General features: G+C 60.6%; 13 protein-coding genes. 9 read left to right on the top strand and 4 right to left on the bottom strand.

All coding sequences use genetic code 11. The features are described from left to right. Positions 1 to 152 precede the first annotated feature (152 nt). Together PQR67_RS31865 and PQR67_RS31860 are read left to right on the top strand one after the other, a co-directional pair. Complete coding sequence (locus PQR67_RS31865) at positions 153 to 1,307, top strand: epoxide hydrolase family protein (RefSeq protein WP_408466785.1); 1,155 nt, start codon at positions 153 to 155, stop codon at positions 1,305 to 1,307. Positions 1,308 to 1,527: 220 nt separating this feature from the next. After that, positions 1,528 to 2,886, top strand: a complete 1,359-nt coding sequence (locus PQR67_RS31860; RefSeq protein WP_408466845.1) for a sigma-54 dependent transcriptional regulator — start codon at positions 1,528 to 1,530, stop codon at positions 2,884 to 2,886. A gap of 135 nt (positions 2,887 to 3,021) precedes the next feature. On the opposite strand, the gene PQR67_RS31855 is transcribed toward PQR67_RS31860, so the two are convergent. Next, the gene (locus PQR67_RS31855) at positions 3,022 to 3,792 is read right to left on the bottom strand and encodes a YkgJ family cysteine cluster protein (RefSeq protein ID WP_408466784.1); all 771 of its coding nucleotides are present in this window, start codon (positions 3,790 to 3,792) and stop codon (positions 3,022 to 3,024) included. 132 nt (positions 3,793 to 3,924) lie between these two features. Continuing rightward, positions 3,925 to 4,830 carry a LysR family transcriptional regulator gene (locus tag PQR67_RS31850; RefSeq protein ID WP_408466783.1) on the bottom strand — a complete coding sequence of 302 codons (906 nt, stop codon included), beginning with the start codon at positions 4,828 to 4,830 and terminating at the stop codon, positions 3,925 to 3,927. Positions 4,831 to 4,966: 136 nt separating this feature from the next. Between PQR67_RS31850 and PQR67_RS31845 the strand changes: the two genes are divergently transcribed. The 5 genes from PQR67_RS31845 to PQR67_RS31825 all read left to right on the top strand — a co-directional run bounded on the left by PQR67_RS31845 (position 4,967) and on the right by PQR67_RS31825 (position 9,424). Beyond that, positions 4,967 to 5,302, top strand: a complete 336-nt coding sequence (locus tag PQR67_RS31845; protein WP_408466782.1) for an ArsR/SmtB family transcription factor — start codon at positions 4,967 to 4,969, stop codon at positions 5,300 to 5,302. Next, the gene (locus tag PQR67_RS31840) at positions 5,299 to 5,751 is read left to right on the top strand and encodes an SRPBCC family protein (RefSeq protein ID WP_408466781.1); all 453 of its coding nucleotides are present in this window, start codon (positions 5,299 to 5,301) and stop codon (positions 5,749 to 5,751) included. Before PQR67_RS31845 ends, PQR67_RS31840 begins: the two co-directional genes overlap by 4 nt. 40 nt (positions 5,752 to 5,791) lie before the next feature. Further along, the gene (locus PQR67_RS31835) at positions 5,792 to 6,439 is read left to right on the top strand and encodes a glutathione S-transferase family protein (RefSeq protein WP_408466780.1); all 648 of its coding nucleotides are present in this window, start codon (positions 5,792 to 5,794) and stop codon (positions 6,437 to 6,439) included. A 10-nt stretch (positions 6,440 to 6,449) separates the two neighbouring features. Further along, positions 6,450 to 6,686: a hypothetical protein gene (locus PQR67_RS31830; protein ID WP_408466779.1), complete on the top strand. Its 237-nt coding sequence runs from the start codon at positions 6,450 to 6,452 to the stop codon at positions 6,684 to 6,686. A 563-nt stretch (positions 6,687 to 7,249) separates the two neighbouring features. Further along, positions 7,250 to 9,424 (top strand): M1 family metallopeptidase, encoded by a 2,175-nt coding sequence (locus PQR67_RS31825; protein WP_408466778.1) that lies wholly within the window; start codon positions 7,250 to 7,252, stop codon positions 9,422 to 9,424. Between the two features lie 185 nt (positions 9,425 to 9,609). Here PQR67_RS31825 and PQR67_RS31820 read toward each other — a convergent pair whose 3' ends face one another. Both PQR67_RS31820 and PQR67_RS31815 read right to left on the bottom strand, forming a co-directional pair. Further along, positions 9,610 to 10,344 (bottom strand): hypothetical protein, encoded by a 735-nt coding sequence (locus PQR67_RS31820; RefSeq protein ID WP_408466777.1) that lies wholly within the window; start codon positions 10,342 to 10,344, stop codon positions 9,610 to 9,612. Between the two features lie 120 nt (positions 10,345 to 10,464). Continuing rightward, entirely contained in the window at positions 10,465 to 10,656 is a 192-nt protein-coding gene (locus PQR67_RS31815; RefSeq protein WP_408466776.1) for a hypothetical protein, read from the bottom strand. Between the two features lie 245 nt (positions 10,657 to 10,901). On the opposite strand from PQR67_RS31815, the gene PQR67_RS31810 reads away from it, so the two are divergent. Together PQR67_RS31810 and PQR67_RS31805 are read left to right on the top strand one after the other, a co-directional pair. After that, positions 10,902 to 11,846, top strand: coding sequence for a metallophosphoesterase family protein (locus PQR67_RS31810; RefSeq protein WP_408466775.1), 945 nt, complete (start codon positions 10,902 to 10,904; stop codon positions 11,844 to 11,846). A gap of 33 nt (positions 11,847 to 11,879) precedes the next feature. Continuing rightward, positions 11,880 to 12,224, top strand: coding sequence for a cupredoxin domain-containing protein (locus tag PQR67_RS31805; protein WP_408466774.1), 345 nt, complete (start codon positions 11,880 to 11,882; stop codon positions 12,222 to 12,224). Positions 12,225 to 12,254 lie beyond the last annotated feature (30 nt).

Raw genomic sequence — 12,254 nt, 5'->3', positions numbered from 1 at the left:
AAGCTATCCAGTCCTCAAGCTCGCAAGCTCTGAGGCCGCTCATTGTGTACCATGCGGATTGCTGTGCCCGCTTTGCACCTTCGCTGCAACTGAATAGCACGGTCGAACGCAAAGCGCCTGTTATGCCCACACCCTGTGCCGGATGAACTGACATGCAGATAGAGCCGTTTCAGATTGCCGTACCGGACGCAGACATAGACGATCTTCGCAGGCGCATTAGCGCGACACGCTGGGCTCCGGCGACGCCGTCGCCCGCGTGGCTGCAAGGCGCCGATTCGGCGTGGCTGCGCGAGTTGGCGCAGTACTGGGCCGGGCGTTTCGATTGGCGTGAAGCGGAGCGCCGCTTGAATCTGCAGCCGCAATTTCTCGCCCAGGTCGAAGGACAGCGCGTGCACTTCGTGCATCGGCGCGGCGTTGGCCCGGCGTGCTATCCGCTTGTCATCACGCACGGCTGGCCGGGATCGTTTTTCGAGTTTCACGCGCTGATCGACCGCTTATGCGACCCGGCCGCCTTCGGCTGCGATCCCGCCGATGCGTTCGACGTCGTCGTTCCGTCGCTGCCCGGCTTCGCTTTCTCGCAAGCTCCCGCAGAGGCCGGCACGGCCGCGTTTCAGGTGGCGGATCTGTGGGCTTCGCTGATGCGTGGCCTCGGTTATGAACGCTTTGGCGCTCAGGGCGGCGACCTGGGCGCGGGCGTCTCGATCGCGCTCGCGGCCCGGCATCCTGAGCGTGTCGACGGCATTCATCTCAACTTCTTGCCGAGCTCCTACGAACCCGCAAGCGGTGCAGCGCAGACACCGCTCACGCCCGCCGAGGAGGCCTATCTGCAAGAGAAGAACGAGTGGGCCGCGCTCGAAGGCGGCTATGCCCATCTGCACGGCACGAAACCGCAGACCGTGGCGGCGTCGCTGAACGACTCGCCGGTGGGGCTCGCGGCGTGGATCGGCGAGAAGTTTCGCGCATGGAGCGATTGCGACGGCGACGTCGAGCGGGTGTTTTCGAAAGACGATCTGCTCACGAATATTTCGCTTTACTGGTTCACGCAGAGTATCGGCTCAGCGATGCAGATGTACTGGGAAAACCGGCTGCAGCCGATGCGTTTCAGCGAAGGGCAGCGCGTCGCGCCGCCGGTGGGATTCGCGCGTTTTCCAAAGGAAATCAATCACCCGCCGCGCACATGGCTCGAACGGACCTTCAACGTCGTGCAATGGAGCGACATGCCGGGCGGCGGCCATTTCGCCGCGATGGAAAAACCGGATCTGCTCGCAGCCGAGATTCGCAAGTTTTTCAGGAAGTTGAGGCGCTAGGCGTCGATTCAATGGCATGATCGGCTCGACGATGATTTGTCCATGCCACCTGGTCAGCGTGTGTTCCGAACTGAATCTTCAAATATCGTCAGGGCGCATTGTTGCGCCCCAGCAGCCGCGTATGATCGGCAGGGCCACAAGAACAACGCAGTGACGAAGCGCTGAACGCAACGCGTCTCAGAGCTTCGTCACTGCGGGAAAACAAAAAACAATGCACACAATGAAGGCCATTACGCGGCGAGTCATCTACTTCACGCGTGACGCTTCGCCGGATCTATTGGCGAGTTTCGAGGAGCGCGATTGGGAGGTCGAAGTGATCGGCTCGGTTCGAGACGTACGGCGAGCCGTGAACGACGGCTCGCTGGCGGGCGGGCTGGTCGATCTGTCGAGCGTGTTCGACGTTCATGACATTGCCGCGCTGGAAGGTTGCCTCGCGATGCCGAACGTCGGCTGGGTGGCAATGACCGCCACCCCGGAACTCGACGAGACCACCGTACGCCGGCTGGTGCGCGACTACTGCTTCGACTATGTGACGCTCCCTGCTGCGAACGCCAGGATTGTCGATACAGTAGGCCATGCCTGCGGCATGATCTCGCTCGGCGCGCCCCTCTTTGTCGATACGTCGATAGCGGAAGGCGAGATGATCGGCAACTGCGATGCCATGCTCGCGCTATTCCGCTCGATCCGCAAAGTCGCGACAACCGACGCGCCTGTCTTCGTTTATGGCGAATCCGGCACGGGCAAGGAGCTGACCGCTGCGGCGATTCACGCTCGCTCACCGCGCCATGACGCACCGTTCGTCGCTATCAACTGTGGTGCAATTCCGCCGCACCTGTTGCAGTCCGAATTGTTCGGCTACGAGCGCGGCGCGTTCACGGGCGCGAATCAACGCAAAATAGGGCGCGTCGAAGCCGCTCACGGCGGCACACTGTTTCTCGACGAAATCGGCGATCTGCCGCTCGAGAGTCAGGCAAGCCTGCTGCGTTTCCTGCAGGAAAGCACGATCGATCGCCTGGGCGGCAACGATTCGATCAAGGTCGACGTGCGCATCATTTCCGCTACCCATGTCGATATGGAGGCCGCGACCGACGACGGACGTTTCCGCCCGGATCTGTATCACCGCTTGTGCGTGCTGAGAATCGACGAACCACCGCTGCGCGCGCGCGGCAAGGACATCGAACTGCTCGCGCTGAACACGCTGGATCGCTACAGGAAGGATGCGAGCCGGCGGCTGTATGGTTTTTCTCCGGACGCGATCGAAGCGATGCATCAATACGACTGGCCCGGCAACGTGCGGGAACTGATCAACCGGGTTCGTCGTGCGATTGTGATGTCGGAAGGGCGAACCATCGGCGCGGCCGACCTCGAACTCTCCAACTACGTGGAGGTTGTGCCCGTGACGCTCGCCCAAGCGCGCGAAACAGCGGAACGGCAGGCCATCGAACTCGCGCTGCTGCGCCATCGCGGGCGGCTTGGCGACGCCGCGCGCGAACTCGGCATCTCACGCACGACGCTATACCGCTTGCTCATCTCTCACGGCATGCGTGAGGGGGAAGACAGCAGCGTGGCTGAACACTGACGCGAAGATCGTGATCAGATCGTGCGCGCGCTTTCGCATTCGCCGCAAAGTCGTCGGCACGCCATGGCGGCGGCAGCTTGAGCCACACGAACATGCAGGCCGGATCGGCGTGCAGCAACGCCGGCGGTTTTGCATCTATGAAGGCGGGAAGAAACCGTGATACCGGGAATTGCCGGCAGCGGTGGTTTCAGCGAGGTGACCGGACGCGCCTATCGACAGAAGCGTTTCAACTGTCGCGGCGCGATTCGAAACGAAGGTCCACTGCGCGCCGGCTTCCTGCGTTTGGGCGCTCGCGTGAATCTTGCGCAGGGCGCTCAACAGCGCATCGCTATCCGGCGACACCATCACAAAGCCCTCGTTCGCGAGCGCGGCCTGATTCAGTCCCAGATCGAGGCATACCTGCATGCGCAGCGGCGCCTCGAGTTGATTCGCGCGGCGCGACTGCGCGATCTGTTCGACGGTCGCCGCATCGACAAGGATGCCCTGCCGTTGCAGCGGTTTGTTCTGCCACGCCTCGGGTGGGCACCCCTTGTTTTCCGGCGCCAGTTCGACGAACGGATTGATTTCCGCGGGATAGATCCGGCAGACCAGCGGCCGTTGCTCATAGATATTGCAGCGCATGTCGGCGAGCAGATTGGGGCATGCGCCTTCGAATGCCGCGGCGAGAACGATCGAAATCCGCACCGGCAGACTTCCGCTCATGGCCGGCGAAGAACGCACCCGTTTGTATTCAGCCTGTGCATTGCCGGGCTCGGGCTCGACGGGCCACGGGATGGCCTCGCAGATGAGTTCCATTCGCCCGCCGCGTTCCAGCCAGGCAATCGCCTCGGTAATCGTCAGCGCCAGGCGCAAGTCGTGGCAGCATTTGCCACATGCAGTACATTCGAAATTGATGTCATTCACCATAAATCCCTCGCCGCGGAAGTCTACGCTGGCTTTAGTCGGGGCAGATGAAAAAATCTGACACCAAAGCCGACAATTTTTTGCGGCGCTCTGGCGAGGCTGCCGGAATCTGCGCGCGGCGGCCCTGCACAATCCCTAGCCGTTGAGGTCGGGATTCTTTTGTACGAGCTCGTGAACCCACTCGCTAAATACCCGCACGCACATGCTCAACCGGCGGTGCGGATACAGCAGGGAAAGCGGCACAGGCGGACAGGGGTAGCCGCGGAGGATTTCGCGCAACGTGCCGGCCTCGATCGCCTTGGCGACCATGAAGCGCGGGACCTGAACCATCCCCAGTCCTTCGGTTACGGATTTCACGAACACCAGTCCTTCGTTGACCGCGAGTGTCCCGTCCAGCGATTTTCTGATCAGCTCGCCGTCCACTTCAAACTCGAACGGATAGACACGCCCCGTGCGAGCCGAAAAATAGTTGACCGCCCGATGATGTTCGAGATCGTCGGGCGTGGCGGGCTCGCCCATCTCCTCGAGATACGCCGGCGCGGCGCAGGTGGTCAAACGGACACTGCCGATCGGTCGCACGATGAGGTTCGAGTCGTCGAGATTGCCGATCCGGATCACGCAATCAACGCCTTCCTGCATGAGATCGACATTGCGGTCGGCCAGTCCCAGTTTCACGGTGATGTCGGGGAAGCGCGCATGGAAATCGCGGATGGCGGGCAGCAGGACGTTGGCGGCAAAGGTGGAAGACGTGTCCACGCGAATCGTGCCACGCGGGTTTTGCAGCTTGTTCGACAACGCGGACTCGGCGTCGGAGACCTCGGCCAGAATGCGCGTGCAGTATTCGTAGTAGAGCGCGCCGTCGTCGGTAACCTGCACGCTGCGCGTGGTGCGATTCAGCAGCCGTACCCCCAGATGGCTCTCCAGATTCTGCACGAGCGTCGACACGGACGCGCGCGGCATCTCCAGCGAATCGGCCGCCCTGGAGAAGCTCGACGCATCGACCACACGCTTGAATACCGCCATCCCTTGAAGAATGTCCATACCGGGTTGTTCCCTCGAGTGTGACCGATCCGCAGTCTAGAACGGACTGGCGACGGGTCGCAAACGGAAGTCCACCCGATGCGGGCACCCTACGAAAAATCTTGACACCGTTGACGCGCCCTCTATAGTTCACCATATGGCAAAGTCTCCAGTCAGTCAGCTCGATCGCACGTTTTCCGCCCTTGTGGACCCGACACGCCGGGCCATCCTCGCTCGCCTCGAGCGGGAGCCCGGGCTGTCGGTCACGGAAATCGCGCGGCCGCTGCCGCTCAAGCTCCCCGCGGTCATGAAGCACCTCGATGTGCTGAGCGACGCGGGTCTGGTGGCGCGCACGAAGAACGGGCGGACGGTGTCGGTCGATCTGGTTGCGGGACCGATGGAAGAGGCGATGGCATGGTTGACGCGCTATGAGCGCTTCTGGTCCGCGAGCCTCGACCGGCTTGCCGATTTTGTGGAGGGAAACGAGGAATGACCCAGGAAAAGCCGAGCCTGACTATCGTGCGGCGCATCAAGGCGCCGCCAGCCCGCGTTTATGCAGCGTGGACGAAGCCCGAACTGATGGTGCGCTGGTGGGGGCCCGACGCCGGCCCGGTGCTGAGCGCCGAAGCCGATCCGCGCGTGGGCGGGCGGTTTCGCGTGGTGTTCCAGACGCTCGACGGCGAAACGCACGACTGCCGTGGCGAATACCTGGAAGTCGAAGCAGACCGCAAACTCGCTTTCACATGGGAGTGGGTGACGCTGCCCGAGCGCCGCTCGCGGGTCACGCTCAGGCTGCGCCCGATCGAAGACGGAACCGAACTTATGCTCACCCATGCACAGTTCTTTGACGAGGCCGCGCGGGATGCTCATCAGGCCGGCTGGAGCACGGCATTGGACAAGCTCGACGCATTCATGGCTCATTGGGAAAACGAAGGCGACTGACACGCATCGGAATCGAATTCAACTCACACCGAGGTCGAATATGAAGCTCTATTACGCTGAAACGCTGGCCCCACGCAAAACCTGCGCGGTAGCAAAGTATTTAGGCTTACCGATTGAATATGCCTTTGTCGATTTGAAAAAGGGCGAGCAGAGCGCACCGGGCTATCTGGCGATCAATCCGAATGGCAAGGTGCCGTGTCTTGTCGACGGCGAAAGAAGCCTCTGGGAGGCCGACGCCATCATCAGCCATCTCGCGCGGCGCGCGGAGTCCGATCTCTGGCCGACAGACGACCGGCAGATCGATCTCCTGCGCTGGTTCAGTTGGAACAGCCACCATTTTTACCCCCATGGCGGCGCGCTTTACTTCGAGTCGATCATCAAGCCGGTGTTTGGACTCGGCGGACCCGACCCGGCGATCGTGGCTGAAGAGCAGAGCCTGTTTCGCAAGTCTGCCCGTGTGCTCGACCAGCAACTCAAGGGTCGCAAATGGCTGCTAGGCGACCGCCTGAGCGTCGCGGACTTTTCCGTTGCCATCACGCTGCCCTATGCAAAAAACGCAGCCATACCGCTCGACGAGTTTCCGGAAATGCAGCGCTGGCACGATCAGTTGAACGAGCTCGACGCATGGCGCAATCCGTTTCCGGTGCGTGCGGCCACCGCAGTCGCGAACGCCGCGCTCAACGCCTGAAAACACCGCCATGTGCTGCGCGATCGTTGCACTCGCCATGACCTTGCTCGCCAGTTGGCGCAGCGTGTCAGGCACGCTGACCGGCCGGGCCGGGCGGCTACGCCGGATCGCGTTCGTGTTGATCGCGATCGGCGCCGCTGCGGGCTCTGCGTTGGCGGCCGATCAATTCGTCGATGCCCGCGGCGGCCAGTCGTCGCTCTATGCGCGGCTAAGCGCAATGCCGATTTGTGGTCACTTCATCCACTAGCGGCGTATTTTCTTTCGTGAACTCAACAATGGGTTCATTTTAGAAGCGCATTGACTGACGCCTCACCTCCTATCACACTCCGCACCGCAATAAAATAAAGTTTTCCGTAGAAACCGGTGCTTATCCGGGCGGTTAGAGCATTAACTCCGTTTATTACTCAATCCATTCTGTTTGCATACACAATGCACCAGTTAAGGAAAGATTGTGAAAGGAAGTTGACACAGGAACGTTTGCCAAACTAGGCTACGCACTATCGCCAAAAACTGATCCTGTTCCCACCCACCTGCCCGGAGACGCAGGTATGCCGTTGCTTTGCCCATCAGTGATGGTGATCGCGTCAAAACGGAAGAAAGCGGTTCACGCCATCTTTTCGAAAGAATTGTAATGATTGAATAGCGCAATTCAAAAATCAGCCACAAGTGCTGAGGCAGTAACACGTCCATATATTCTCGCTAGCAATCCACGGCTAGTGCGGGAGACCTTTTTCGCTGAAAAACAGAGAAACACAGCTTAAGCACTCAACGCACTTTCTTTATGCCGATTTCGTCAGTCGAGGATTAATAATGCGTATAAATTTCCGATTGCAGATACAGTGCCTGGCGTTAGCCGGAATAATGGTTCTGGCGGGCTGCGGCGGTTCAGACGGCTCGCCAACGCCCTCGAGCAAGTCCGCCCAGACGCCCGTGGCCGCCTCCGACGCGGCGCTTGCGCCGCCTGCCGCGCCGATCGTTGCGGACGCATCGATCAACAAGAGCGTGCCGCCGGTCGAATTACCCGACACGGTCACCCCGATCAACTACAAGCTGTGGTTCCGGCCGAACCCGGCGCTGTCTTCATTCGACGGCCGGGCGGACGTGCAGATCAAGGTGCTGAAGGCCGTCAACGCGATCACGATCGCCGGGCACCGCATCAAGTTCACGAACGGAACGATCACACTTCAGCCGGGCAACATCCCGTTGATCGCGACGCCGCAAGACGACGGCGATTTCTATCAGCTTCGGCCCGTGAGCGGGCAGATCGCCGCCGGCAACTACTCGCTGCACATGGAGTGGAGCGGCATCATCAACTTCAAGACCTATGACGATCCGGTCGCCAAAACCGGCGGCAGTTGCGGCAACGATCCCTATCCGGGTTGCTCCGCGGCGGAGGGCGTGTTCCGCGTCGACCTGAAGTCGACCGACGGCACCACGAGCGGCGCGATTCTCACGCAAGGCGAATCGAACCTCGCGCGCCAATGGTTCCCGGGCTGGGACGAGCCGGCTTTCCGGCCCACCTACGAGGTCAGCGCGGAAGTCCCGCAGAACTGGAACGTCGTGTCGAACGCGGCGGAGAAGCCGGCGGTGAATGTGGATAGCGGCTACAAGCTGGTGTCGTTCGAAAAGACGCCGCCGATGCCTTCGTATCTGCTCTTCTTTGGCGGCGGCCAGTTCGACATTCTCGACGACGACTTCGCGAGCCCGCTGCCTGACCACAAGGGTCTGCATCTGCGTATCTTCACGCCGCCCGGCATGCGTGACTGGGCGAAACCGGCTATGCAGCAGACCAAGCAGGCGCTCGATTACTACTATCGGTACACCGGCATTCCCTTGCCGCTCACGAAATTCGACACGATCGCCGCGAACGACGCCTTCAAGGAGCAAAAGGATCTGAACTTCGGCGGGATGGAGAACTGGGGGGCGATTCTCGAATTTGCCGACGATATTCTGCCGCCGCCCGGCACCCCCATGTCCGACTATGGCGTGACGGTTTTGACGCATGAAGCCGCGCACCAATGGTTCGGCGATCTGGTCACGCTCGACTGGTGGGACGATGTGTGGCTGAACGAATCGTTCGCGACGTTCTTTGAAAACAAGACCAAGGTGCGCTTCTTTCCGGACCGCTTCAGTTGGGTCGACGACGTGAAGAACAAGTACGCGGTGATCAACGCCGATCTGAAATCCACCGCGTTCCCGGTGCAGCCGAACTTTAACGGCTGGGCCTCGAACGACTTCGTGCTGAGCGCCAGCGCCTTTACGTACGACAAGGGCGGCCATGTGCTGAAGATGCTGGAAAACTATCTTGGTGAAGAGGTGTTGCGAAAAGGACTGCAGTCGTATCTGGCCGACTATGCGCTCGGCAACGGCACGCCGAAGCGCTTGTGGGACGAACTGGCGAAGGCCAGCGGCGAGCCGATGGTTGCGATTGGCGACAGTTTCGTGCGGCAAACCGGTGTGCCTTTGCTGTCGCTCGACACCCAGTGCGATCTGACGACCAATCAGACCGTGGTCACGTTGAAGCAGTCGCCGTTCCCCAACCAGAACCGGTATCCCGGCACGCAATGGACTATTCCGTTGACACTCGCGTACGGCGACGGACTGACCTCGCGCAAGACGATTGCGATGAAGGACGCGCAAACGCAGGTCCGTCTGAACGGTTGTTCCGCCGTGCTGGCGGATCCGAGCGGTCTTGACTACTACGTGACGAACTACAGCAACAACGCGTGGAGTCAGTTGCTGGCGCAGGGCAACGCGCTAAAAGACCCGGTTTTGCTGACCAGTCTGCAACTCGAGGCCAAACTGCTGGTGAAGAACGGTCTGGCGGACCCGTCACGTGAGAGCAGCATCGGTTCGCTGGGCTCGACGGCCGCGCCGCTCGCACGTCAGATGTTGATGACTGCGCCGACCACGCAATCGCTGCGTCCGACGATCCGCTATCAAGGCAAGTTCAAACTGAAGCCGCAGGCGCAGCAAGCGCAATAAACCAGGCGGGCGGGATAGACGGCATCGAGCCGTCGTTCCTGGCCGTTGCACAAAGGCAATTCCGTGGCCCGCGTTCTCCGCGATGCGGGCCACGGCACGTCTCGATGCATCGGTGGCACACGCTGCAACCGTTGAGCATCGAGCAAAGCACTAACTGGAGCGATCAGATCCGCGCCACCGTCGGGTCATGCCGAACTTGGCCGGCTCTCCAGCCAATTGCGCAACAGGCCCGCCAGAAGCGCGCTAACCAGCACGACTAGATAAAGCGTAAGGAGATTGTGACGCCACGTGTCGAGCGTGAGCTGATGCGCCAGCAGTTTCGAGTCAGGCGCGGGCAGCACTGCATGCATTGCGACGACCGCTTGCTTCATCCGCAGAAAACCCACAGCGGATAGCAGTGGCAAAAGAACGAGCAGGGCAAGGAGTACGGGTTTCGCGCGTTGCGCCGCCGCATGGTGACGCAATCGGAACCACACACCAAGGCAACCGTGGATCCAGCCCGGTGCAAGCAGCGCAAGCTGCAAACCTTGCGTGCCGCTCGTGATCAGCGATATCACGATCCGTTCGTAGTTCGGCTCGAAACCATACAGCGATGTCGCGAGGCGCGTTGAAACCGCATGCCGGATAAGCAGCAGCGGCAGGCTGAGTCCGGCCCATAGGCGGATCCATTCAGGGAGCGGGAGCGTCCAGTGACGCCGCCCGTAAATCGTGCGCACCGCCAGCGCGAAATGGAGCAGGGCCGATCCGTACAGCAGGATCGTGCCGGGCACGCTATGCCAGATAATCAGAGCCAACGTGAGTCCGCGTCCGGCCAGATCGAGCGACCAGATTCCGAGCGCATGGTTGACCAGATGTAAAAACAGATAAATGAGTAGCACCACGCCCGACCCGAGTTGCAGGCGGTGCAGAACAGGCCGCATTTCCGCTCGCACGTTACCCTCCCTTCAGTTCGTAAGCTGCGGAAAACGCCTTGAGCGCGCGCGGCCGAACCGTGTCGAACACGCCATCGCGCCTGCCTGGCCTCACGTTTCTCATGCTCCTCATGCTTTGCGAGCGGGCTTGAGGGTACGCCTTTGAGGCCGGCTCTGTTGCACCGTACCCTGGCGCACTGCTTCGGCGAATCGCTGTAATGCGGATAAGGAGCCACACACGCTCTGGTATTCCTCCCGGCCAATCCTGCCGTCGACGATGACCGCCATGCCCGAGGCACGGGCCATGTCGATGATGTCCATTTTGACGCCTCCTTTCAGATTCTCTCATCTGCAAGACTGCCGGCGCGGCTCGGCTATTCCCGCCTTGACCGGGTTGCGCGACAGATAAGCGTAGATGAGCGTGCGCGGCTGATTCGCTGACCGTCACAAAATTCGTTTTTGCTGGAATAAAACCGGCGGTGCGGCAGTCTTGCAGGTGAACCGAGTCGTGTGGCCCGCCGGATGATCCCGCGGTTTGCCTGCGAATCCCTATCGTGAGAGTCAACATGTCGTCACATCAATCATTCAATCCATCCCGCCGCGGCGCGCTGAAATGTCTCGCTTTCGGCGGCGTCGGCACAGTGTTCGTTCTTGCTGGCGGCATTCTCACCCCCGTGGAACTGGCGCTTGCGGCTGACGCGAAATCATCCGCGACGTCGATGGGTGTGCCGCTTTTCCTGCAGATCAGCGATTCGCATATCGGTTTCAATAAAGAAGCCAACCCGGACGTCGCGGGCACGCTCAAGCAAACGATCGACTACGTCAACGCCATGCCGGTCAAGCCTGCGCTGACCATCCACACGGGCGACATCACGCATCTTTCGAAACCGGCGGAATTCGATCTTGCCGCGCAGTTGATGTCGGGACTGAATATCACGGAGCTCCACACCGTGCCGGGCGAACACGACGTGACGGACGGGCCCGGCACCGAATACTTCAGCCGCTTCGGCAAAGCTTCGGACAATAAAGGCTATTACAGCTTCGACCACAACGGCGTGCACTTCGTCGCGCTCGTGAACGTGATGCATTTCAAGCCTAACGGCTTGGGCGGTCTCGGCGACGATCAACTCGCCTGGCTCGAAAATGACCTGAAAGGCCGCTCGTCCAGCACGCCGATCGTCGTTTTTGCCCACATGCCGATGTGGACGATCTACGAACCGTGGGGGTGGGGCACGGGCGACGCCGGTCAGGCCATGAGTTATCTGAAGCGTTTTGGTTCGGTGACCGTGCTGAACGGTCATATTCATCAGATCGTGACGAAGGTCGAAGGCAATATCACGTTCCATACCGCTCGCTCCACCGCCTATCCGCAGCCAACCGCCGGCAACGGCCCCGGCCCCGGACCGCTCACGGTAGCGAGCGATCAACTCCCAAAGATGCTCGGCGTAACCAGCATCAAGATCGAACGTCATCCGCTCAAAGCGACGCTCGACGATACAACACTCGTTTGATTGCAGGATTTCATTTCTATCTGGAGATCAGTTATGCGAAATAATTTTATTGGACGGGCGCTCTTTGTGATGCTCGGTAGTTCGATGCTTATCGCCGCATCGGCCGGGCTTTCCGTTGCACAAGCGCAAACGGCTGGCACGGTGGTCATCAAGAACTTCATGTTTTCGCCGATGGAGCTTACCGTCAAGGCCGGCTCGACGGTGACGTGGAAAAATCTCGACGGCGAACCGCACACCGTCGTGAACGACGCAGGCATGTTTCGCTCCGCCGCGCTCGATCAGAACGATACGTACCAGTTCAAGTTCGACAAACCGGGGGTGTACAAGGTGTTTTGCGGCATCCATCCGAATATGAAAGAAACGATCACCGTGCAATAGGTGCCGGAACCGGGGGGGGGGGGGGTGGGC

The sequence above is a fragment of the Paraburkholderia fungorum genome, assembly GCF_046026025.1.
GTDB classification, from domain to species: domain Bacteria; phylum Pseudomonadota; class Gammaproteobacteria; order Burkholderiales; family Burkholderiaceae; genus Paraburkholderia; species Paraburkholderia fungorum_E.
This window is presented reverse-complemented; position numbering and strand designations above follow the sequence as displayed.